Genomic DNA, 22,445 nt, shown 5'->3' on the forward strand with positions numbered 1-22,445 from the left:
CTCAGGCCTTTCCGCCGCGGGCGCCGCGGCCGCCTCGCCGGGCGCGCGGCACGCTGCGTCCTACGATCACGGTACGGCGGCGTGCGGGTGGTTGCGCATCCTTGCGGCTCAGCGCCCGGCGCACCCCGTAGCCGAATGCCGCGACCTTGACCAGCGGCCCGCCGAAGGTGCTGGCGACGGTCGAGGAGAGCGCCGACGCGTTGGAGGTGACCTCCTGGACGTCGGTCGCGATCGCGTCGACCCGCTCGAGTTGGCTCTGCGCGGTCCGCACCGTCGCCGACGCCTCGCCGAGCAGCGGCACCGCCTGCTCGGAGACATCCGCGACGAGCCGGGTGGTCGCCCTGAGCACCTGCGCGAGCCTCACCAGCACCACGGCGAGGAACGACACCAGGATGGCCCAGAAGACGGCCACGAGGATACCGGCCACCTCTCCACCGGACACGATGCAACGCTCCCTGTAGACGTATCGGTCGCCGCCGGTCACGGGCGGTCTCTCCGGGAACGGCGGGGCAGATGTCGACCCTATCGCGCCGGGAGCACCGTCCCGTACCGGATTGCGGGTCGGCCCGGCGCACGGGGTTGACGAGACGGTCCCGTACGCATGACGGGCCGGCCCCGTCCAGGACGACCTAGGGGGACGGTCGGTCGGACCGGCAACGGCCGCTGTTCCGGTTTGTACGGTGCGCATATATGCGAGTACTCTCCGTGTGTCATGCGACGCTCCACGCGACAGGGCCCGGCCCCGTACGGCCTTCGCGAACCCGCCCCCGGCAACCTCCCCGCGGAACTGAATTCGTTCGTCGGCCGCAGGGCGGAACTGGCCGAAGTGGGACGGCTGGTGAAGCGGTCCAGGATCGTCACGGTGACCGGCGTCGGCGGGGTGGGCAAGACGCGGCTGACGCTGCGCGCGGCACAGCTGGGACAGGAGCGCTTCTCGGACGGCGTGTGGCTCGCCGAGCTCTCGTCCGTCCACGACCCGCATCTTCTGGAGCACGCGCTCGCCGAGGCGCTGGGGCTGGCCGCTCACGCTGCCAGGCCACCCCGGACCGAGGTCGCCGAGATGCTCGCCGACCGCCAACTCCTGCTTCTCCTCGACGGTTTCGAGCACATCTCCGAGGGCTGCGCGACCCTCGTCCGCGATCTGCTCAGGCGTGCACCGGGGCTCACCGTCCTGGCGGCGGGGCGGCGGCCGCTGGGCGTCCCGGGCGAGCAGATCTTCCCGCTGACCCCCATGCCCGCACCCGCACCGACGCGCTCCCCCTCGGCGGCGCCCCCGCCCGCCGGTGACGCCGCCACGCTCTTCGCCGAGCGTGCGGCCGCCGTCCTGCCCGGATTCGGGATCGCCGACGACAACCGGTGGGCTGTCGCCGAGTTGTGCCACCGGCTCGACGGCATCCCGCTCGCGCTGGAGCTGGCGGCCGGACGGCTGTGCGCACTGTCCCTGGAGCAGATGCTGCAGCGTCTCGACGACCGCTTCCGGCTGCTCACAGGCGGCGGTTGCGCCGCACTGCCGCGTCATCGCACGCTGCGCACCGCGATCGGCTGGAGCCATGAGCTGTGCTCCCCGGAGGAGCGGCTGCTGTGGGCCCGGCTCTCGGTCTTCGTCGGTCACTTCGACCTGGAGGCCGCCGAGTACGTCTGCTCGGGCACGGGCCTGGCCGCCGACGATCTCCTGGACGTGATCGCGGAGTTGGTGGCCCAGTCGGTCCTGATCCGCGAGGACACCGCGGCCGGCGTCCGCTACCGGATGCTGGAGACCGTCCGCGCGTACGGGGCGTGCTGGCTCGAGGCGATGGGCGACGCCACGCGGCTGCGCCGGCGCCACCGCGACTGGTATCTGGGACTGGCCACCTGGTGCGAGCTGGAGTGGTTCAGCCCGCGGCAGACGGAGGTGGCGGCCCGGATCGACGCGGAGCTCGGCAATTTGCGGGTCGCGCTCGAATTCAGCCTGGAGGGTGCGGAGGACGCGCACATCGGGCAGCACCTCGCGGGCAGCCTGTGGTTCTACTGGGTCGGCTGCGGTCATGTCGCGGAGGGACGCCACTGGCTCGACCGGGCGCTCGAGTTGGAGAGCGAGCACGAGGAGTCGCGGCTCAAGGCCCTGTGGGTGCTCGGCTATGTGGCGCTGCTCCAGGGCGATTCGGTCGGCGCGATCACGGCGCTCCAGGAGTGCAGCGGCGAGGCGGAGCGGACCGGCAACCGGCTCGCTGCGGCGTACGCGCTGCACCGCACCGGCTGCCTGGCGCTGGTCTCCGACGACATGCCGCGCGCCGAGGAACTGTTGCGCACGGCGCTTGAGCGCTACCGGGAGATCGGCGAGCTGAACAGCAATGTGCTGATGGGCCAGGTCGCCCTCGCCATCACGGTGGCCTTCCAGGGCGACCTGGCGGGTGCCGTCGCGCTGTGCGAGGAGGTCCGCCAGGTCTGCGAGGACCACGGCGAGCGCTGGACGCTGGCGTACGCGCTCTACGTCCTGGGGTACGCGGCCTGGACGCGGGGCGAGAGCACCGAGGCCCGCAGGCTGCTGGAGGAGTGTCTCGCCATCGACCACATCTTCCGGGATCTTGTGGGGGCCGTGACGGCTATCGAACTGCTCGCGCTGTTCACGGTCGCCGAGGGCGATCCCGAGGAGGCGGCGGTTCTTCAGGGAGCGGCGGGCCAGTTGTGGCGCTCGGTGGGGCTGCCGTTGTTCGGCTCGCGGTACTTCAACGCGCCGCATCAGGAGTGCGAGCAGCAGGCACGGGAAGCTCTGGGGACCGAGCGGTACGAGGAGTGCCTGTCGGAAGGGGCCCGCCTCGACCTGGACGCCGTGGTGGCGCGGGCGCGCCGTGGAAGCACCGACCCGCCGCGGGTGCCGGGGCAGCGCAGCGAGAAGCCGGGCGAATCGGCCCCGCCGGTGCACGAACCCGCCGCCTCCCCCTCCGTGACGGGCGGGGAGACGGCGGGCTGAGCGGTGCGCGCGGACACCCGTACGAGCCGGTGTCCGCGGGCGGGCGCCGGTGTGCGGGCGCACAAGGGGATGGCGCGAGGGCACACAAGGCGATGGTGCGAGGCGCACGAGGCGACGGTGTGTCGACGGGACGCGCGCATGGTGTGTCGACGGGACACGCGCTCGTGCGCTCCGAGCGCCTCGGTGAGTGTCTACGCCAGGATCAGCGGGCGTAGTACTCGACGACGAGCTGCTCGTCGCAGATCACCGGGACCTCCTTGCGGTTCGGCTCCCGGTCGAGGCGGAACGCGAGCGCCTTGAGGTTGACCTGCAGGTAACGCGGGGTCTCGCCGTCGGGGGCGTAGCCACCTTCGCGGGCAACCTGGAAGGGGTGCTTCTCCCGGCTGCGCTCGCGGACCATCACGACGTCGTCCGGGCTCACGCGGAACGAGGGCTTGTCGACCTTACGGCCGTTGACCTCGATGTGACCGTGGACGACCATCTGGCGGGCCTGGTAGATCGTGCGGGCGATGCCCGAACGCAGGACGAGCGCGTCCAGACGGCGCTCCAGCTCGACGATGAGTGCCTCGCCCGTCTTGCCGGTGACCTTCCGAGCGCGGTCATAGGCACGGACCATCTGCCGCTCGCTGATGTCGTACTGAGCGCGCAGACGCTGCTTCTCCAGCAGACGGACCTTGTAGTCGCTGTTCTGCTTGCGACCGCGGCCATGCTCGCCGGGCGGGTAGGGACGGGCCTCGAAGTACTTGACCGCCTTCGGCGTCAGGGCGATGCCGAGCGCCCTCGACTTCTTGACCTTGGGACGCGACTGGTTCACGTGGAACGAACCTCCGTGTAAGTTAGGTGAGGCTTACCTTAGCGGAGGAGAACGCATGTTTCGACCTGGGAGCCCCCTGCCCAGCACCGGCCGCGCCGCGGAATCGACGACGGACAGCGCAAGGCCGGGTCAGCCGCGCCCCTTGGACGAGACCCGGCAACCGACGGCCGCCGAGCGTGTACGAACCCTCGTGGAGTCGAACGCCTCGGCCGCCCTGTGCATTCCGGGTGCGGACCTCGACGAACTGGGCGCCGCAGCGCCCGCGGCACGCGCCGTCACACCGGACGGGGACGTGCTGCTGCTGGTGCCTGGGGACTCCCCCGCGGCTCGCGCCGCGGCCCACGCACAGGACGACGATCTGACGGCTGTGATTGAGATCACCGACGTCGCACCGGTCGCCGTACCCCATCGTATCCGGGGTCGCGGATGGGTCGGCGGCTGGCTCACTCCCGTCCGGAACGAGGACCGCGCGGACGCCGCGATCCTGCTCGCCGAACACCACCCGGTGGGCCGGATCCTGGGGATCGGTGAGTCCTTTCGGGAGAATCCGGGGCCCGGTGAACACGGCCGTCCCGCCTGGATGCTGCTGCGTCTGGAGATCGGCGAGGCGGCAGTCGACGATCTGTGGGGCGCGGAGTCCGTGGAGCCCGAGGAGTTCGCCGCGGCGGCCGCGGATCCGCTCGTGTGCCACGAGGCGGAGCTGCTGCAGCATCTCGCCGCCGCCCACAGCGAGCAGGTGCGCGGGCTGTGCTCACTGCTGGGCGAGCGCTCGGCCGGGGGCTGCGGGGTGCGGCAGCGGGCCGTGCCGGTGGCACTCGACCGGTTCGGGCTCCGCGTCCGGTTCGGCGGCGCCGACGACCGTCCCTTCGACGCCCGCTTCGACTTCCCCGAGCCGGTGGGGGACATCGCCGAGCTGCGACGTGCGATGCACCGGCTCTTCGAGGAGGCGCTCGGGAGCGAGTAGCGAGTGAGCCGGGCAGCCCCGGTGCGGAGGTCCGACCGCGGCGATGGTCTTGGAGCGCGGTCCGGGCGCCGCTCGACGTTGCTCCGGGGGGTAAACCGCGGCGGTTCGGAGCTCCGTGACCCCGTCGCCACGTCCACAGCACGCGGGTCCTGCGTCCGCGCTCCCGGTCAGCACGCGGTTCCTGCGTCCGCGCTCCCGGTCAGCCGCTGGCCGGGGGTTCGGACAGATCCCGGACGGTCCCTGCCGAGTGCGGGTCAAATGCCGTGCGGGGACGGTCAGTCGGACGCCGACGGGGTCCCGTCCGGGGCGCCCCCACTGCCGCCGTCCTTCCCGGCCGTGGTCGCGCTGCCGTCCCCCTGCGCCGCGCTCTTGCTGCCGCTCCCCTTCGCCCCGGCCGCAGGCGGGCCGTCCGCCTGGCGCGGGGGCGCCTCACCACGCAGGCGTGCCCGCACGCGGTCCACGACGTCGGCGTAGCGTGCCTCCGCCCCGTAGCGCGTCGGCTCGTAGTAGCGCTTGCCGTGGAGGGCGTCCGGGGCGTACTGCTGGGCCGCGATGGCGCCCGGCACATCGTGCGGATACACGTAGCCCTGGGCGTGGCCGAGCTTCTTGGCGCCCTTGTAGTGGCCGTCCCGCAGATGCGGGGGCACGGGCCCGGCCACTCCGGCCCGAACGTCGGCGAGCGCGGCGCCGATGGCGACCGTCGCGGCGTTGGACTTCGGCGCCAGAGCGAGGGCGATCGTGGCATGGCTCAGCGTGAGCGCCGCCTCCGGAAACCCGATCATGGCCACTGCTTGGGCCGCCGCCACGGCGGTCTGCAGCGCGGTCGGATCGGCCATGCCGATGTCCTCACTGGCCGAGATCATCAGCCGCCGCGCGATGAACCGCGGGTCCTCCCCCGCGTCAATCATCCGGGCGAGGTAGTGCAGGGCCGCATCGACGTCCGAGCCGCGAATGGACTTGATCAGAGCGCTCGCGACGTCGTAGTGCTGATCACCGTCGCGGTCGTACGTCGCGGCGGCGCGGTCGACGGCCTCCTCCAGCGACTGAAGGGTGACCTCCTCCTCACTCTTCGCAAGGGCCGAACCGGCGCCCGCCTCAAGGGCGGTGAGGGCCCGGCGGGCGTCCCCGCCCGCGATCCGCAGCAGATGGGCCTCGGCGTCCTGCGGAAGCCGGACCGCTCCACCGAGCCCGCGCTCCTCCTCCAGAGCCCGGTGGACGAGACCGCGCAGGTCCTCGTCGGTGAGCGGCTCCAGCGTCAGCAGCAACGAGCGGGAGAGCAGCGGGGAGATGACCGAGAAGTACGGGTTCTCGGTGGTCGCCGCGATGAGGGTGACCCAGCGGTTCTCCACGGCGGGCAGCAGGGAGTCCTGCTGGGCCTTGCTGAAGCGGTGGATCTCGTCGAGGAAGAGCACGGTCTCCTTGCCGTATCCGCCCGACGCCCGGCGGGCGCCGTCGATGACGGAGCGCACCTCCTTCACACCCGCGGTGATCGCCGACAGCTCCACGAAGCGCTTGTTGGTGGCCTTGCTGACGACATACGCCAGGGTCGTCTTCCCCGTGCCCGGCGGGCCCCAGAGGATCACGGAGGACGGGCCGGCGGGCCCGCCGTTCCCCTCGCCGACGAGTCGGCGCAACGGAGAACCGGGGCGCAGCAGATGCTGCTGCCCCACGACTTCGTCGAGGGTCCGGGGGCGCATCCGCACGGCGAGCGGACTGGCTGCCGGGTCCTTCTCGCGACGGTCCTCTTCGGCTGCGGTGAACAGGTCGGGCTCCACGTCCGGAAGCGTATGTCACCGGACTGACAACGCCCGGCCCGGTTCCGGGCCGGCCACCGGCGCCCCTGCCGCCCGGCTTCGGCCGCCGTCCGCCCGCGGGCGAGGGAGACAGCGGGCGCGCGGCAGCGGGGAGACAGCGGACGCGACGGCAGCAGGCGCGACGGCACCGGGCGGAGCGACGCGCTCGCACGCCCGAGGGCCGGGAACGACGGCGACGTCCCAGGCCCTCGGAGCGGAAATCGGAGTGAAGCTGCTGCGGTCGTTTTGGAGTGCCCCCGCCGGTGCTCAGCTCGTCCAGAACTCCCACCAGCGGGTCAGGATCATCATGCCGATGATCCCGGTCCAGACCACGGGCGGGACCCAGTGGAACTCCATCAGCCCGCTCCGCAGTCCCTCCGGCGCAGGGAGGAAGCGTCGCTCGATGTTGAACTTCGTGACGTAGCAGAACATCACGATCGTGGCGACCCAGGCCAGGCAGCACCACAGGCACAGGGAGCCGATGACGTACAGCGACTGGTACTGCAGCCAGCTGCAGAAGCCGACACCGAAGAGAGTGCCCGCGTTCAGCCCGAGCCAGAACCAGCGGCGGTGGCGGGCGCCCGCGACCAGTCCCATGCCGATCGCGATCACCATGCCGTAGGTGACCAGACCCAGCATGGGGTTGGGGAATCCGAAGGCGGCGGCCTGGTCGCTCTCCATGATGTTGCCGCAGGAGACGATCGGGTTGAGGCTGCAGCCCGGCGTGAAGGTCTTCCCGTCGACCTTCGCTTCGAGGATCTTGAATTTGTCGATCGTGATGACCCATGCCGCGAGCAGACCCGCCGCGCCCGTGATAACCAGCAGCCAGGCGAAACCCCGGCTGCTGCCGACGGCATCGCGGCTGCCGTGCTCCCGGTCGTCCCTCTCGGTGGACAGGTCGTCAACCACTGTCGTCGCCATATCGCCGTTTCCGTCGCTGCCGAAGATTTCGCCTGCCGGACACGCACATTGTGCCGCAGTTCGGGCGCCCGCAGGGCGTAGCCCACCGGACGAGTGACTGTGAGTGCCCATGGTTGCCCGGCAGGCGTTCGATCACCGTAAGGATCCACCCACCAGGCTCGCCGGGGAAGGCCCATGGCCCGTCATCCCCGCGCGCCCGGCAACGCAAAGGGCGGCCCGCCGCTCTCCGACGGGCCGCCCGTTGTGCCGCTTCAGACCAGCTTCCGCCGCAGCTCCGCGACGATCTCGCCCAGCGCCACCGGCGCTTGTTCACCGCTCTGCAGATCCTTGAGCTGCACCACGCCCTCCGCGAGATCGCGTTCACCGGCCACGATCGCGTACCGCGCTCCCGAACGGTTCGCGGACTTCATCGCGTTCTTCAGGCCTTTGCCGCCAAACGCGAAGTCGGCCGCGATCCCGGCCCTCCGCAGCTCGGTGATCACACCGAACAGCGTGCGCCGCGCCTCCTCGCCCAGCGGGACCGTGAACACCTGGGTGGATGCGGGAAGTTGGAGCTCGACGCCCTCGGCTTCCAGCGCCAGCACCGTACGGTCCACACCCAGTGCCCAGCCGACGGACGGCAGTTCCGGGCCGCCGATCATCTCCGACAGGCCGTCGTACCGGCCGCCGCCGCCCACCGCGGACTGCGAGCCGAGCCCGTCGTGGACGAACTCGAAGGTGGTCCGCGTGTAGTAGTCCAGTCCGCGCACCAGCTTGGGGTCGTCCTCGAACGCGACGCCGGCCGCGGTCAGCAGCTCGCGCACCTGCTCGTGGTACGCCTTGCACGCCTCGCACAGGTGGTCCCGCATCATCGGCGCGCCGGTGAGCTGCTTCTGCACCGCCTCCCGCTTGTCGTCGAGCACGCGCAGCGGGTTGATGTCGATCCGCCGGCGGGTGTCCTCATCGAGGTCGAGGCCGCGCAGGAACTCCTGGAGCGCGGCGCGGTAGACCGGCCGGCAGTCCTTGTCGCCCAGCGAGTTGAGGAGCAGCCGGAAGTTCCGCAGACCCAGCGACCTGTACGCGTCGACCGCCAGGATGATCAACTCGGCATCCAGCGCCGGGTCCTCGGCACCGATCGCCTCCGCCCCGACCTGCGAGAAGTGGCGGTAGCGCCCCTTCTGCGGCCGCTCATAGCGGTAGTACGAGCCGGAGTACCAGAGCTTCACGGGCAGATTGCCCGCTTTGTGGAGATTCGCCTCCAGGGCCGCGCGCAGTACGGACGCGGTGCCCTCCGGGCGCAGCGCCAGCTCGTCACCGCCCTTGGTGGTGAGGGTGTACATCTCCTTGGTCACGATGTCGGTGGACTCCCCGACACCGCGCGCGAAGAGCTCCACGCTCTCGAACCCGGGGGTCTCCACATAGCCGTACCCGGCACGCCGCAGCGGCGCGGCAAGAGCCTCCCGTACGGCGAGGAACGTCTCGGACACGGGCGGGATCAGGTCGTACGTACCCTTGGGGGCCTTGAAGGTGCTCACGGAAGAAGTCGTCACATTCCTCGTCGCGGAGCGGCAGTTCCGCCGCCTCCGAGGCCGGCCGCCACCTCCCGCAGGAACGGGTTGGTGGCGCGCTCGCGGCCGATGGTCGTCTGGGGGCCGTGGCCGGACAGCACCACGGTCGAGTCGTCGAGCGGCAGGCACACGCGACCCAGCGACTCGAGGATCTCGGCGTGGTCGCCGCCGGGCAGGTCGGTGCGTCCGATGGAGCCGGCGAACAGCAGGTCTCCCGAGAAGAACACCGGCGGGATGTCGGCGCTCTCGGGCAGCCGGAAGGTCACCGACCCCTTGGTATGACCGGGCGCGTGCGCGACCGTGAACTCCATGCCCGCCAGCTTCAGTCCGGAGCCGTCCGACAGCTCCCGTACGTCGTCGGGCTCGCCGATGGTCAGGTCCCCCAGCAGCGGCAGTCCGATCGACCGGCCCAGCGCCTTCTCCGGGTCGCTCATCATGTAGCGGTCCTCGGGATGGATCCAGGCAGGGACGTCGTGGGCACCGCACACCGGGACGACCGAGGCGACATGGTCGAGATGGCCATGGGTGAGGACGACGGCGACGGGCTTCAGTCGGTGCTTCTTCAGCGTCTCCTCGACCCCTTCGGTGGCCTCGTGGCCCGGGTCGATGATCACGCACTCCTCACCTGCGGCGGGGGCGACCAGGTAACAGTTGGTCCCCCAGGCTCCGGCAGGGAACCCGGCAATCAGCACGATCGTTCCTCAGTGTCGTCCGGCATCAGCAATCTGAGCAGTTCAGAGCCTACCGGCGGCGCACGGCGCACAGCGAACCCGTATTACCGTACGACTCACATCACGCCCGCAAGGCGTACGACGCATGCGAGGGAGAGGACCCGGTGGCAACGAAGGACCAGCGGCGGCGGCAGCTCGCCCGGGAGAAGTTCCAGCGGCAGCAGCAGCGACGTGCCGTGCAGCGGCGCAGGACACGGCTGCGCAATGTCGTGCTCGCGGGGGGCCTTGCGGCCGTACTGGCGGCGGGCGCCGCGGCGTACGCGATGACCGGCTTCGGCGGCGAGGACGAGAAGAGCGACAGCGCCGCCCCCTCCTCCTCCCCCACCGCCAAGGATCCCTGCGCGGAGCCCGCCAAGGGCTCCCCGGGCACGCAGCAGTGGAAGAAGGAACCGCCGCTGACGATCGACAAGTCAGCCGCGTACACGATGAAGCTGGAGACGACCTGCGGTGACATCGACATCGCGATGGACGCCGCCAAGGCCCCGCGCACGGTGAACTCCTTCAACTTTCTGGCGGGCAAAGGATACTTCGACCACACCAGATGTCACCGCCTGACCACGCGTGGTATCTACGTGCTGCAGTGCGGTGACCCGAAGGGCACCGGGCAGGGCGGCCCCGGCTACACGATCCCGGACGAGAACCTCAAAGACCCGAAGCTCAAGGGCAAGGTCTACCCGGCGGGCACGGTCGCGATGGCGAACCAGTACAACGCCCAGTCGGGGCAGGGGCGGAACAGCGGCGGCAGCCAGTTCTTCCTCGTCTACCAGGACAGCCGGCTACCGCCCGACTACACCCCGTTCGGTACCATCACCGGCGGCGAGGACGTCCTCAAGAAGATCGCCGATGCCGGAGCCACCCCGCGGGACGCCGCGCAGAACACCGCGCCCAACGCGACAGTTGTGATCGACAGGGCCACCGTGAGCAAGTCCTGACGGGCGCGTGAGCAAGTCCTGACACGCGCGAACGTCAAATTTCGGTCGTGCTGGATGCGGACAGCCGACCCATGGTTCGCCTATGTTGGCGGTGACGAAACTGTGGACGATGCCCGTGGGCCTGCACCCCTGCGCGAGCATCATGTGGAGGAGGCGCTGTGACCAGCGACCCATGGGGACGCGTCGACGAGGCGGGGACCGTGTACGTGCGGACGGCCGACGGCGAGAAGGTCGTCGGATCGTGGCAGGCAGGGTCTCCCGAGGAAGCACTCGCCTACTTCGAGCGCAAGTACGACGGGCTGGTCGTCGAGATCGGCCTCCTCGAGCGCCGCGTGCGGACCACCGATCTGTCCACGAAGGACGCCACCACCGCGATCGAGCACCTGCGTGAGCAGGTGGACGCGCACCACGCGGTCGGTGACCTGGACGCGCTCAAGCAGCGCCTCGACAAGCTCACCGGCGAGGTCGACTCGCGCCGGGAACAGCGCAAGGCGGCCAAGGCGCGGCAGAGCGAAGAGGCCCGCAGGGCCAAGGAGGAGCTGGTCGCCGAGGCCGAGGAGCTGGCCGCGAGCGAGCAGTGGCGGGCCGCCGGAGAGCGGCTGCGCGCACTGGTCGACACCTGGAAAAGCCTGCCTCGCCTGGACCGGAAGACCGACGACGAGCTCTGGCACCGGTTCTCGCACGCACGCTCGGCGTTCTCCAAGCGCCGCAAGGCGCACTTCGCGGCGCTGGACGCGCAGCGCGAGGAGTCCCGGCGTATCAAGGAGAAGCTCGTCGCCGAGGCCGAGGAGCTGTCCGGGTCCACCGACTGGGGCCCGACCGCGGCGCGGTACCGCGAGCTGATGCAGGACTGGAAGGCCGCGGGGCGTGCGCAGCGCGAAGCGGAGGACGACCTGTGGAACCGCTTCCGCGGCGCCCAGGACATCTTCTTCCAGGCGCGGGGCGAGGTCTTCGCCGAGCGTGACGCGGAGCAGCGGGAGAACCTGGACCGCAAGGAGGAGCTGGCGGCCGAGGCCGAGAAACTGCTCCCGGTCACCGACCTCAAGGCGGCGCGGGCCGCCTTCCGCTCGATCAATGAGCGGTGGGAGGCCATCGGCCACGTACCGCGCGATGCCCGCCCCAAGGTCGAGGGCCGGATGCACACGGTGGAGCGTGCCCTGGAGGACGCCGAGGAGAGCGAGTGGCGGCGTACGAACCCTGAGGCGCGGGCCCGCGCCGAGGGCCTCACCGGCCAGCTCCAGGCCGCCGTCGACAAGCTGCGCCAGCAGGTCGACCAGGCCCGGGCCGCGGGCAACAACGCCAAGGCGGACAAGCTCTCGCAGGAGCTGGAGGGCCGCCAGGCGCTGCTCGACCAAGCGCTCAAGGGCCTGCAGGAGTTCGGTGGTTGATCCCTGACCGCCTCTGACACCGGCGGCCCCGGCGCCGAGCGCCGGGGCCGCTTCGTATCGGGACCACAGATCCGTTACGGCCTGCGGGCCGAGGTCACGCGGTACACGTCGTAGACGCCCTCCACACCACGTACCGCCTTCAGCACATGGCCGAGGTGCTTCGGGTCGCCCATCTCGAAGGTGAAGCGGGACGTGGCGACCCGGTCGCGGGAGGTCTGGACCGCCGCGGACAGGATGTTGACGTGCTGGTCGGACAGAACGCGGGTGACGTCCGAGAGGAGCCGGGAGCGGTCCAGCGCCTCGACCTGGATGGCGACCAGGAAGACCGAGGACTGTGTGGGGGCCCACTCGACCTCGAGGATGCGCTCGGGCTGCTTGGACAGCGAATCGACGTTGACACAGTCGGCGCGGTGCACGGATACGCCGTTGCCGCGAGTGACGAACCCGATGATGGGGTCGCCGGGCACGGGCGTACAGCAGCGGGCGAGCTTGACCCATACGTCGTCGACGCCCTTGACGACCACGCCCGGGTCCGCGCTGGACCGGCGCTTGGTACGGCGTTGGATCGGCGGCGCGGTCTCGGCGATGTCCTCATTGGCTGCCTCCTCGCCGCCGAGGGCCTGCACCAGCTTCTGCACGACGTTCTGCGCGGAGACATGGCTCTCACCGATCGCCGCGTAGAGCGCGGAGATGTCGGGGTAGCGCATCTCGTGCGCGAGCGTCACGAGCGAATCGCCGGTCAGGATCCGCTGGATCGGCAGGTTCTGCTTCCGCATGGCCCGCACGATGGCGTCCTTGCCCTGCTCGATCGCCTCGTCACGGCGCTCCTTGGAGAACCATGCGCGGATCTTGTTGCGGGCGCGCGGGGACTTGACGAAGCCCAGCCAGTCGCGGGACGGACCCGCACCGGGCGCCTTGGAGGTGAAGACCTCCACCAAGTCGCCGTTGTCCAGGGTCGATTCGAGCGGGACGAGCCGGCCGTTGACCCGTGCTCCTATCGTGCGGTGGCCGACCTCGGTGTGCACCGCGTACGCGAAGTCCACGGGGGTGGCGCCTGCCGGGAGCGCTATGACGTCGCCCTTGGGCGTGAAGACGAACACCTCGTTGCGGGAGAGGTCGAAGCGCAGCGACTCCAGGAACTCGCCCGGGTCCTCGGTCTCCTTCTGCCAGTCGAGCAACTGCCGCAGCCACGCCATGTCGTTGATGGCGTCGTCCTTGCCGGCCTTGCCCTTGGGCGCGTCGCTGCGGACCTTGGACGCGCCCGCCACCGCCTCCTGCTTGTACTTCCAGTGGGCGGCGATGCCGTACTCGGCGCGGCGGTGCATGTCGAAGGTGCGGATCTGGAGTTCAACGGGCTTGCCGCTGGGCCCTATCACCGTCGTGTGCAGCGACTGGTACATGTTGAACTTGGGCATCGCGATGTAGTCCTTGAACCGGCCGGGCACCGGATTCCACCGTGCGTGGATGGTCCCGAGCGCCGCATAGCAGTCGCGGACGGTGTCGACGAGGACGCGGATGCCGACCAGGTCGTAGATCTCCGCGAAGTCCCGGCCGCGGACGATCATCTTCTGGTAGACGGAGTAGTAGTGCTTCGGGCGGCCGGTCACGGTCGCCTTGATCCGGGCGGCACGCAGATCGCTCTGCACCTGGTCGGTGACCACCGCCAGATACTCGTCGCGCTTGGGTGCCCGCTCGGCGACGAGCCGCACGATCTCGTCGTACATCTTGGGGTAGAGGATCGCGAACGCGAGGTCCTCCAGCTCCCACTTGATGGTGTTCATGCCCAGCCGGTGCGCCAAGGGGGCGTAGATCTCCAGGGTTTCGCGGGCCTTCTTCTCCTGCTTCTCCCGCTTGAGATAGCGCATGGTGCGCATGTTGTGCAGGCGGTCCGCCAGCTTGATGACCAGGACGCGCGGGTCCTTGGCCATGGCGACGACCATCTTGCGTACGGTCTCGGCCTGCGCGGCCTCGCCGAACTTGACCTTGTCCAGCTTGGTGACGCCGTCGACGAGCAGGGCGACCTGCTCGCCGAAGTCGCGGCGCAGGGTGTCCAGGCCGTACTCGGTGTCCTCGACGGTGTCGTGCAGGAGGCCCGCCATCAGCGTCGCCGGATCCATCCCGAGCTCGGCGAGGATGGTGGTCACGGCGAGGGGGTGCGTGATGTACGGGTCGCCGCTCTTGCGCTTCTGGCCGCGGTGCCAGCGCTCGGCGACCTGGTACGCCTTCTCGATCTGGCGCAGCGTCCCCGACTCGATCTTCGGGTCGTTGCTCCGGACGATGCGCAGCAACGGCTCGAGCACCGGGTTGTACGGGCTGGAGCGCTGCACACCGAGGCGGGCCAGACGGGCGCGTACGCGGTTGGAGGAGGCCGATCTGGCTGCCGGGCCCTGCGTCGGGCGTCCGGCAGCGGAGGAGCCGGTGGCTGCGGCGACGGCACCGGCCGGACGCTCGCCTGCGGACGACTGCGGGCCTGAGGCGGGAGCCTGCGTGGCCGGGGTGCTGGGGGCCTCGGAGGCGGTCTCGGCAGACCCGTCTCCGGCCGCGGCGGCCTCGGCCGCGGGCTGCTCCGGTTGCGCGGCGGTCAGCGGCTGAGCCTTGTCGGGCAAGAGCACTCCTCGGGTGTGCCCCTCCTCGCGAGGGCATGCCAGGAGGGATCGTCCGGCCTCCGATCAGGACCGGAGAATCTCCATGGTATCGACCCGAGGCGTGAAGCAAGTCGGCAGTCCGTCACCGGCGCACGACCGAGGGGCGGGCGCCCGGTTGTCCCGGGTGCCCGCCCCTTCGCGCCGCGATGCGCTCCTACGGTCCGTGTGCGCCCTGTCTCACACCGTGATCAGGGCTTCGAGCGGAGCGCCGCCCAATGCCCGCCGAACGCGGTCGCGGCCGGAGAGGAAGCCCAGCTCCAGCAGGACTGCGATGCCGGCGATCCCGGCCCCGGCGCGGCGGATCAGCTCGAGCGAGGCCTCGGCCGTACCGCCCGTGGCCAGCACGTCGTCAATGACCATGACCCGGTCGCCCGGCACGAGGTCCTCCGCGTGCACCTCGATCTCGGCAGTGCCGTACTCCAGCTCGTACGCCTGACTCAGGGTCGCGCCGGGCAGCTTGCCCGCCTTGCGCACCGGGACGAAGCCCAGCCCGGCCCGGAGCGCCGCTGGGGCGGCCAGGATGAACCCGCGCGCCTCCAGGCCCACGACCTTCGTGGCGCCGTTGCGGACGCACAGCTCCGCGAGCGCCTCGGTGAGGGCCCCGAAGGCCGCCGGGTCGGCGAGCAGCGGCGTGATGTCCTTGAACAGCACCCCGGGCTTGGGATAGTCCGGCACGTCCCGGATACGGGCGAGAAGCAGATCCTTCAGCGCCTCCTGCTCCACGGCGGTCACCGGCGCTTGCCCGACGGACGGCCGCGGCGGCCTCCGCTACGGGGCGTCGGACTGCTGCGCTGGCCGACCACGGCCGCCTCGCCGTCGAGACCGTCGCCCGGCGCCGCGTCCCGTGGCGAGTCCTCCGGCTCGTTCTCCGCCTTGGCGGCGGCGGAGGCGCGCTTGGCCCGCACACGCTTGGCCAGGGCCTTCATCTTCGGCTCGCGCTCCTTGAGGTCGGCGACCAGCGGGGTGGCGATGAAGATCGACGAGTACGCACCGGCGGCCAGGCCGACGAACAGCGACAGCGAGATGTCGTTCAGCATGCCGCCACCGAGTACACCGCCACCGATGAACAGCAGGCCCGCGACGGGCAGCAGTGCGACGACCGTGGTGTTGATGGAGCGGACCAGGGTCGCGTTGAGGCTGCGGTTGGCGATCTCGCTGTAGGTGTAGCGGGTCTGCTTGGTGATGCCTCTGCTGGCTTCCTTCAGACCGTCGAAGACGACGACGGTGTCGTAGAGGGAGTAGCCGAGGATGGTCAGCAGACCGATCACGGTGCCCGGGGTGACCTCGAAGCCGACGAGGGCGTAGATGCCAACGGTGATCGTGAGGTCGTGGATCAGGGCGACGAGAGCGGCCAGCGCCATGCGCCACTCGAAGGCGATGGCGAGATAGACCACCACCAGCGCCATGAAGACACCGAGGCCCAGCCAGGCCTTGTTGGCGATCTGCTCGCCCCAACTCGGGCCGACCAGCTCGGCGTTGATGTCCTGCGCCTGGACGCCGAAGTCCTTCGCCAGCTCCTCGCGGATCTTGTCGGCCTGCTCGGTCTCGACCTCGCTGATCTGGATGCGGAGGCTGTCCTTGCCGAGCTGCTGCACGATCGCCTGGTGCCCGGACGCGCTCTCGGCCTCCTCCTGCGCCTCGGCCACCGAGACGCTGGTCCTGGGAGTGGTGAAGACCGCGCCGCCGGAGAACTCGATGCCCATGTTCAGGCCGCGGACCCCGAGCCCGACGATGGCGGTGATGGTGATCAGGACGGACAGGCCGTACCAGATCATCCGCTTGCCGACGAAGTCGTAGCCGACCTCACCGCGGTAGAGCCTGGCGCCGATATTGCCCAGTCGCGACATCTCACGCCTCCTTGGGGTCGGTCGGAACGCCGGGGGTACGACGGCTGCGGCGCAGAGGGGGTTTGGCACCGAGCCGCTTCGGGTCCAGACCGGACCAGGGATGGCCGCTCGCGAAGAACTTCCGGCGGGCCAGCAGCGTCATCAGCGGCTTGGTGAAGAGGAACACCACGACCACGTCGAGCAGCGTGGTGAGGCCGAGCGTGAAGGCGAAGCCCTGCACCTTGCCGACGGTGACGATGAAGAGCACGGCCGCGGCGAGGAACGACACGAAGTCGGACACCAGGATGGTGCGCCGAGCGCGCGGCCAGCCGCGCTCGACCGCGGGGCGGAGCGTGCGGCCCTCACGGATCTCGTCGCGGATGCGCTCGAAGTACACGATGAACGAGTCCGCGGTGATACCGATCGCCACGATCGCACCGCAGACCGCCGGCAAGTTGAGCGCGAAGCCGATGCCGGGACCGAGCAGCGTCATGATCGTGTACGTGAGGGCCGCGGAGACCATCAGGCTCAGCACCGCGACGAACGCCAGGCCGCGGTAGTACACCACCAGGTAGATGACCACCAGCGCGAGGCCGATGGCACCGGCGATCAGACCGGCATGGAGCTGCTCACCACCTAGTGCGGCGGAGACCGTGGTGACGCTGGACTCCTCGAACGTCAGCGGCAGCGCACCGTACGACAGGACGTTCGCCAGGTCCTCGGCGCTCTGCTGGGTGAAGTTGCCGGAGATCTCGGCGTTGCCACCGGTGATCGCGTTGTCGACGCCGGGCGCAGAGACGACCTCGCCGTCCAGGACGATCGCGAACTGGTTCTGCGGCTGCTGCTTGCCCGCCAGCTTGCCGGTGGAGTCCGCGAACTTCTTCGCGCCCTTGTCGTTGAAGTCCAGCGTCACGACCCAGCCGGAGCCGCGGGTCTGGTCGAACTGGGCCTTGGCGTCGTCGACGTCGACGCCCTCGACGTCCGCCGGGCCGAGCGCGTACTTCACCGACCCGTCTTCCTCGCAGGCGACGGTGGGCTCGCCGGGCCTGCTGCCCTGGCCGGCCTGAGCGCGCTTCTCGGGCGTGGAGCAGTCCAGCGCGTTCAGCTTCTTCTGCAGGTCGGCCGGGATGGCGGCGCCGGGCTGCGGCTGGGGGGCCGGCGGCTGGGACTGGGAGGGCTCACCGGAACCGGGGGGAGAGGGGGCCGCCTCGGCGACGTCGCCCTGCGGCGCGCCTTCGGCCTTCTTCGGGTCGCCGTCGGCCTTCAGCGCGTCGGTCACGGCACGGCCCTGGGTGGTGGGGCCGGAGGAGGGCTCGTTCGAGGGCTTGGCCTGCTGTCCGCTCTTCTTCTGGTCCCCGCCCTTGGCCTTGTCCGGAGCCTTGGGACTGGTGCTGGGCTCGGGGGTCTTGCTGCCCTGGGCGACGGTCAGAACGGGGCGGAAGAAGAGCTGGGCGGTGGTGCCGACCTGCTCGCGCGCCTGCTTCTCGTTCGTCCCCCGCGGGATGTTGACGATGATGTTCTGATCGCCCTGCGTCTGGACCTCGGCCTCGGAGACACCCAGACCATTGACGCGACGCTCGATGATCCCGACCGCGGTGTTCATGTTGGTCGGGTTGATCGCGTTCTTCTCACCGGGCTGGTTCTTGGCGGTGAGCGTGATGCTCGTACCGCCCGCGAGGTCAATGCCCAGCCGCGGCTTGGTGTGCCCGGAGAGGAACATCCCCCCGGTGAGCGCCACCAGGGCGATCAGAATCAGCGCCAGGGCGCGCCCCGGCCTGCCCTGTGCCCCGGAGGGCTTACGGCCCTTCTTCGGTGCTGCCACCTTCTCGTTTCTCCCTGTCCAACCGCCTCCGCATCAGGTGTGCGGAGGCGGCCACGAAGTCTTGTGGGACGGCGCCCCGCCGCTGCCTGACCGTCCTGGGACCGCGCCGGGCACCCCCGTGGATGCGGCGCGGTCCCGGGGCCGGCTACTTCGCGTCGGCGTCGCCGTCCTTCTTGCCGTCCTTGGCCTCGGCGGCACCCTTGGTGCCGGCCGCCGCGTCGGTGTCGGCCTCGGCGTCCTCGTCGGACTTGCCGAGGTCGATGCGCGGCTTGTCGCCGTCGGCCGGGGCGGCCTCGTCGGAGATGAGCGAGGAGGCGTCGTCCGGGACGACCGGGCCGTCGGTCTTCACGGGACCGTCTGCCTTGAGGTCGTCGTCGGGCTCGATGCCGTGGACGATGCGGTTGTACTCGGCGTCGTCGAGAACGGCGCCGACGGAGTTCTTCGCATAGATCGCGTGGACGCCGGGGGCGACCTCGAGAAGAACGGTGTCGTCGCCGACCTCCTTGACCGTGGCGTACATGCCACCGATCGTGCGGATGCCGGTGCCGGGCTGCATCTGGTCACGCATCTGTGCGGCCTGGCGCTGCTTGTTCTTCGCGGACCGGGTCATCAGGAACATGGCCCCGATCAGCACGAGGAACGGGAGGAAGAGACCGACGTTATTCACGGGACGAGGTTTCCTTCGCACGACCGCACGGGAGCGGCCTGGTATTCGGGGGTGGGCGAGCCATCGACAAAGACGGCATCGGCGGAGTCTAAGCGAGTCCGCACCAGAGGAACAACGTTCAGCATGGCACCCGGGTTCCGCGCTCGGCGAGTCCCCGCGCCGTAACCCGGCGGTCACACCCCGAACAACCCCTGCTGCCCCGGCGCCCCACCGCTCTGCTGCGGGGGTACGAGGCCCAGGTGCTGCCATGCCGCGGGTGTCGCGATCCGCCCGCGCGGCGTACGGGCCAGGAGCCCCTCCCGTACGAGGAAGGGTTCGGCGACCTCCTCGACGGTCTCCCGCTCCTCGCCCACAGCGACCGAGAGCGTGGACAGACCGACCGGCCCGCCGTTGAACAGCTTGAGCAGGGCGCCGAGCACGGCGCGGTCGAGGCGGTCCAGTCCGCGGGCGTCGACCTCGTACACCCCGAGGGCCGCGGCGGCCACCTCGCGGGTGACGACGCCGTCCGCCTTGACCTGGGCGTAGTCGCGCACCCGGCGCAGCAGGCGGTTGGCGATGCGCGGGGTGCCCCGGGAGCGGCCGGCGATCTCGGCGGCCCCCTCGGCCTCGATGGTGACTTCGAGCAGCCGGGCGGAGCGGTGGAGTACGCGCTCCAACTCCTCCGGCTCGTAGAACTCCATGTGCCCGGTGAAGCCGAACCGGTCGCGCAGCGGAGGCGGCAGCAGCCCGGCCCGCGTAGTGGCGCCGACCAGTGTGAAGGGCGGGAGTTCCAGGGGGATGGCGGTGGCTCCGGGGCCCTTGCCGACGATCACGTCGACGCGGAAGTCCTCCATCGCCATGTAGAGCATCTCCTCGGCGGGGCGGGACATCCGGTGGATCTCGTCGAGGAAGAGCACCTCGCCCTCGGTGAGGGAGGAGAGGATGGCGGCCAGGTCTCCGGCGTGCTGGATGGCCGGACCCGAGGTGATCCGGATCGGGGCGCCCATCTCGGCTGCGATGATCATGGACAGGGTGGTCTTGCCGAGGCCCGGGGCGCCGGAGAGCAGGACGTGGTCGGCGGTCGCGCCGCGGGCGCGCGCCGCCCGCAGTACGAGGTCCAGTTGCTCGCGCACCCGCTCCTGGCCGATGAACTCCTCGAGGTCCTTCGGACGCAGGGCGGCCTCGACCGCCTGGTCCTCACCGTCGGCGGCGGGGCCCACCAGGCGGTCCGCGCCGTCTTCCCAGTTCAACTCGTCGCTCCTTGGCTGTCGTTGTCGGCTGTGCGCCCGCGGCTCGGTCCGCGGGTCATCCCCTGCCCGACTCGCGCAGGCGTCACCGGGCCCGGTTCAGGGTCTGCAGGGCCGCGCGCAGGAGCTGGGGGACGGGCGGGGGCGGGCCGTCCCCGGCTTCGGCCCGGGGGGCAACGGCGGCGACCGCGTCGTCCGCCTCGCGCGGGGCGTACCCCAGGCCGACGAGCGCGGTGTGGAGCTGGTCGCGCCAACCCGCCGCTTTCGCCGCGGGCGCGGCGGCCTGGACCGCGCCGGCCGGCGCTCCGAGCCGGTCCTTCAGTTCGAGCAGCAGCTTCTGGGCACCCTTCTTGCCGATGCCGGGGACCGCGGTGAGCGCCTTCTCGTCCCCCGTGGCCACCGCGCGCCGCAGGGCGTCCGGCGAGTGCACGGCGAGCATGGACTGCGCGAGCCGCGGGCCGACGCCGCTGGCGGTCTGCAGCAGTTCAAAGGTCTGCCGCTCGTCGTCGTCCGCGAAGCCGTAGAGCGTGAGCGAGTCCTCGCGGACGACCAGGGAGGTGGCGAGCCGCGCGGGCTGTCCGAGGCGGAGCCCGGAGAGGGTGTCCGGGGTGCACTGGACCGCGAGGCCGACACCGCCGACCTCGACGACCGCGGTGTCCGGGGCGAGAGCGGCGACGGGGCCGCTGACGAAGGCGATCATCGGACGGTGCCCTTCGGGGTCGGCGGGATACGGGACGGCGCGGAGCGGCGGGCCGCCGCGTGCGCCTGCTGGAGCCGGTTCATCGCCGGGCTGCGCCAGATGTGGCAGATGGCGAGCGCGAGGGCGTCCGCCGCGTCGGCGGGGCGCGGCGGGGCGTCCAGCCGCAGGAGACGGGTCACCATCGAGCCCACCTGTGCCTTGTCGGCGCGGCCGTTGCCGGTGACGGCGGCCTTCACCTCGCTGGGGGTGTGCAGGGCGACCGGGAGCCCGCGACGCGATGCGCACAGCATCGCCACGGCGGCGGCCTGGGCGGTGCCCATGACGGTGCGGACGTTGTGCTGGCTGAACACCCGCTCCACTGCGACGCATTCGGGCCGGTGCTCCTCCAGCCACCGCTCGACGCCGCGCTCGATCTCCAGCAGGCGCTCGCCGACGCCCGCCTCCGCCGGGGTCCGTACGACGCCGACACCGAGCATCGTCAGCGGCCGGCCCGCCACGCCCTCGACCACGCCGATGCCGCACCGGGTCAGCCCCGGGTCCACGCCGAGCACCCGCACCGCGGCCCTCCCCTCGCGTCTAGCGCATCCGTTCCTGCGTTCCCGCAGGCTATCGGGCCTCGCTGACAACTCCCGCAATACGGCGGCGGGCCGGCCGGGCATGTTGCCCTGCCGGCCCACTGCCGTACGACTGTTGACCCCGTGGGTGACCCGCTGTCAGGCCTCGACCTTCTCCATGATGTCGTCGGCGACATCGAAGTTGGCGAAGACGTTCTGCACGTCGTCGCTGTCCTCCAGAGCGTCGATCAGCTTGAAGATCTTGCGCGCGCCGTCCTCGTCGAGCTCCACCTGCATGGTGGGGACGAAGTTGGCGTCCGCCGAGTCGTAGTCGATGCCCGCCTCCTGGAGCGCGGAGCGCACCGAGACGAGGTCGGTCGCCTCGCTGAGGACCTCGAAACTCTCACCGAGGTCGTTGACCTCCTCGGCCCCCGCGTCGAGAACCGCGGCCAGGACGTCGTCCTCGCCCAGCGAGTTCTTCGGGACGATCACTACGCCCTTGCGGTTGAAGAGGTACGACACCGAACCCGGGTCCGCCATCGAGCCGCCGTTACGGGTCATGGCGACGCGCACGTCCGAGGCGGCGCGGTTGCGGTTGTCGGTGAGGCACTCGACGAGCACCGCGACGCCGTTGGGGCCGTAACCCTCGTACATGATCGTCTCGTAGTCGGCACCGCCGGCCTCGAGACCCGCGCCGCGCTTGACCGCGGAGTCGATGTTCTTGTTCGGCACCGACTGCTTCTTCGCCTTCTGGATGGCGTCGTAGAGCGTCGGGTTGCCGTCAGGGTCCGCCCCGCCCATACGGGCCGCGACCTCGATGTTCTTGATCAGCTTCGCGAAGAGCTTGCCGCGCTTGGCGTCGATCACGGCCTTCTTGTGCTTCGTCGTAGCCCATTTAGAGTGGCCGGACATCCGCCTGTCTCCTTCACGTAACCCATTCCTGGACCAACACCGGTGATCCTACC

Annotated in this window: 19 protein-coding genes; 4 read left to right on the forward strand and 15 right to left on the reverse strand. The window is 70.6% G+C overall.

Features of this window, described 5'->3' with window-relative positions; all coding sequences use genetic code 11:
• Position 1: 1 nt before the first annotated feature.
• On the reverse strand, positions 2-442 hold the full coding sequence (locus AB0M26_RS16850; protein WP_365261139.1) for a DUF948 domain-containing protein: 441 nt from the start codon (positions 440-442) through the stop codon (positions 2-4).
• Positions 443-712: 270 nt separating this feature from the next.
• Between AB0M26_RS16850 and AB0M26_RS16855 the strand changes: the two genes are divergently transcribed.
• A complete protein-coding gene (locus tag AB0M26_RS16855; protein ID WP_365261142.1) occupies positions 713-2,950 on the forward strand; it encodes an AAA family ATPase in 2,238 nt (745 codons plus the stop codon).
• Between the two features lie 202 nt (positions 2,951-3,152).
• Here AB0M26_RS16855 and rpsD read toward each other — a convergent pair whose 3' ends face one another.
• On the reverse strand, positions 3,153-3,764 hold the full coding sequence (gene rpsD, locus AB0M26_RS16860; protein ID WP_365261145.1) for a 30S ribosomal protein S4: 612 nt from the start codon (positions 3,762-3,764) through the stop codon (positions 3,153-3,155).
• Between the two features lie 55 nt (positions 3,765-3,819).
• On the opposite strand from rpsD, the gene AB0M26_RS16865 reads away from it, so the two are divergent.
• Positions 3,820-4,728: a DUF2470 domain-containing protein gene (locus tag AB0M26_RS16865; RefSeq protein WP_365261148.1), complete on the forward strand. Its 909-nt coding sequence runs from the start codon at positions 3,820-3,822 to the stop codon at positions 4,726-4,728.
• 275 nt (positions 4,729-5,003) lie between these two features.
• Here the strand turns inward: AB0M26_RS16865 and AB0M26_RS16870 are convergent, their stop codons facing one another.
• The 4 genes from AB0M26_RS16870 to AB0M26_RS16885 all read right to left on the reverse strand — a co-directional run bounded on the left by AB0M26_RS16870 (position 5,004) and on the right by AB0M26_RS16885 (position 9,681).
• Positions 5,004-6,503, reverse strand: a complete 1,500-nt coding sequence (locus AB0M26_RS16870; protein WP_365261151.1) for a replication-associated recombination protein A — start codon at positions 6,501-6,503, stop codon at positions 5,004-5,006.
• Positions 6,504-6,788: 285 nt separating this feature from the next.
• Positions 6,789-7,442 carry a vitamin K epoxide reductase family protein gene (locus AB0M26_RS16875; protein ID WP_365261154.1) on the reverse strand — a complete coding sequence of 218 codons (654 nt, stop codon included), beginning with the start codon at positions 7,440-7,442 and terminating at the stop codon, positions 6,789-6,791.
• Positions 7,443-7,693: 251 nt separating this feature from the next.
• Positions 7,694-8,956 carry a histidine--tRNA ligase gene (gene hisS / locus AB0M26_RS16880; protein WP_365261157.1) on the reverse strand — a complete coding sequence of 421 codons (1,263 nt, stop codon included), beginning with the start codon at positions 8,954-8,956 and terminating at the stop codon, positions 7,694-7,696.
• A gap of 11 nt (positions 8,957-8,967) precedes the next feature.
• On the reverse strand, positions 8,968-9,681 hold the full coding sequence (locus tag AB0M26_RS16885) for an MBL fold metallo-hydrolase (protein WP_365261160.1): 714 nt from the start codon (positions 9,679-9,681) through the stop codon (positions 8,968-8,970).
• Positions 9,682-9,824: 143 nt separating this feature from the next.
• Here AB0M26_RS16885 and AB0M26_RS16890 point away from each other — a divergent pair, with 143 nt between their 5' ends.
• Complete coding sequence (locus tag AB0M26_RS16890; RefSeq protein ID WP_365261163.1) at positions 9,825-10,652, forward strand: peptidylprolyl isomerase; 828 nt, start codon at positions 9,825-9,827, stop codon at positions 10,650-10,652.
• Positions 10,653-10,810: 158 nt separating this feature from the next.
• Positions 10,811-12,040, forward strand: coding sequence for a DUF349 domain-containing protein (locus AB0M26_RS16895; RefSeq protein ID WP_365261165.1), 1,230 nt, complete (start codon positions 10,811-10,813; stop codon positions 12,038-12,040).
• A gap of 74 nt (positions 12,041-12,114) precedes the next feature.
• On the opposite strand, the gene AB0M26_RS16900 is transcribed toward AB0M26_RS16895, so the two are convergent.
• From AB0M26_RS16900 to AB0M26_RS16940, 9 genes are all read right to left on the reverse strand, one after another.
• Positions 12,115-14,646, reverse strand: coding sequence for a bifunctional (p)ppGpp synthetase/guanosine-3',5'-bis(diphosphate) 3'-pyrophosphohydrolase (locus AB0M26_RS16900; RefSeq protein ID WP_365261167.1), 2,532 nt, complete (start codon positions 14,644-14,646; stop codon positions 12,115-12,117).
• Between the two features lie 216 nt (positions 14,647-14,862).
• Complete coding sequence (locus tag AB0M26_RS16905) at positions 14,863-15,408, reverse strand: adenine phosphoribosyltransferase (RefSeq protein WP_365261331.1); 546 nt, start codon at positions 15,406-15,408, stop codon at positions 14,863-14,865.
• Between the two features lie 5 nt (positions 15,409-15,413).
• Positions 15,414-16,532, reverse strand: coding sequence for a protein translocase subunit SecF (gene secF, locus AB0M26_RS16910; protein ID WP_365261170.1), 1,119 nt, complete (start codon positions 16,530-16,532; stop codon positions 15,414-15,416).
• A gap of 1 nt (position 16,533) precedes the next feature.
• Positions 16,534-18,333 carry a protein translocase subunit SecD gene (gene secD / locus AB0M26_RS16915; protein WP_365261173.1) on the reverse strand — a complete coding sequence of 600 codons (1,800 nt, stop codon included), beginning with the start codon at positions 18,331-18,333 and terminating at the stop codon, positions 16,534-16,536.
• Between the two features lie 145 nt (positions 18,334-18,478).
• Entirely contained in the window at positions 18,479-19,000 is a 522-nt protein-coding gene (gene yajC, locus AB0M26_RS16920) for a preprotein translocase subunit YajC (protein ID WP_365261176.1), read from the reverse strand.
• A 173-nt stretch (positions 19,001-19,173) separates the two neighbouring features.
• Positions 19,174-20,229 (reverse strand): Holliday junction branch migration DNA helicase RuvB, encoded by a 1,056-nt coding sequence (gene ruvB / locus AB0M26_RS16925; protein WP_365261179.1) that lies wholly within the window; start codon positions 20,227-20,229, stop codon positions 19,174-19,176.
• 82 nt (positions 20,230-20,311) lie between these two features.
• On the reverse strand, positions 20,312-20,926 hold the full coding sequence (gene ruvA / locus AB0M26_RS16930; protein ID WP_365261182.1) for a Holliday junction branch migration protein RuvA: 615 nt from the start codon (positions 20,924-20,926) through the stop codon (positions 20,312-20,314).
• Positions 20,923-21,483, reverse strand: a complete 561-nt coding sequence (gene ruvC / locus AB0M26_RS16935; RefSeq protein WP_365261185.1) for a crossover junction endodeoxyribonuclease RuvC — start codon at positions 21,481-21,483, stop codon at positions 20,923-20,925. The genes ruvA and ruvC overlap by 4 nt, the downstream gene beginning before the upstream one ends.
• A 156-nt stretch (positions 21,484-21,639) precedes the next feature.
• Positions 21,640-22,392 carry a YebC/PmpR family DNA-binding transcriptional regulator gene (locus AB0M26_RS16940; RefSeq protein ID WP_365261188.1) on the reverse strand — a complete coding sequence of 251 codons (753 nt, stop codon included), beginning with the start codon at positions 22,390-22,392 and terminating at the stop codon, positions 21,640-21,642.
• Positions 22,393-22,445 lie beyond the last annotated feature (53 nt).

Origin of the sequence: Streptomyces sp. NPDC051776 (assembly GCF_040681345.1) — a bacterium.
In the GTDB taxonomy this organism is placed as follows: Bacteria; Actinomycetota; Actinomycetes; order Streptomycetales; family Streptomycetaceae; genus Streptomyces.

Bases quoted from the DNA above. Each gene is read 5' to 3' on its own strand.
- AB0M26_RS16855 (WP_365261142.1), top strand. From the start codon at position 713: ATGCGACGCTCCACGCGACAGGGCCCGGCCCCGTACGGCCTTCGCGAA.
- AB0M26_RS16865 (WP_365261148.1), top strand. From the start codon at position 3,820: ATGTTTCGACCTGGGAGCCCCCTGCCCAGCACCGGCCGCGCCGCGGAA.
- AB0M26_RS16875 (WP_365261154.1), bottom strand. From the start codon at position 7,442: ATGGCGACGACAGTGGTTGACGACCTGTCCACCGAGAGGGACGACCGG.
- secF (WP_365261170.1), bottom strand. From the start codon at position 16,532: ATGTCGCGACTGGGCAATATCGGCGCCAGGCTCTACCGCGGTGAGGTC.
- ruvA (WP_365261182.1), bottom strand. From the start codon at position 20,926: ATGATCGCCTTCGTCAGCGGCCCCGTCGCCGCTCTCGCCCCGGACACC.
- AB0M26_RS16940 (WP_365261188.1), bottom strand. From the start codon at position 22,392: ATGTCCGGCCACTCTAAATGGGCTACGACGAAGCACAAGAAGGCCGTG.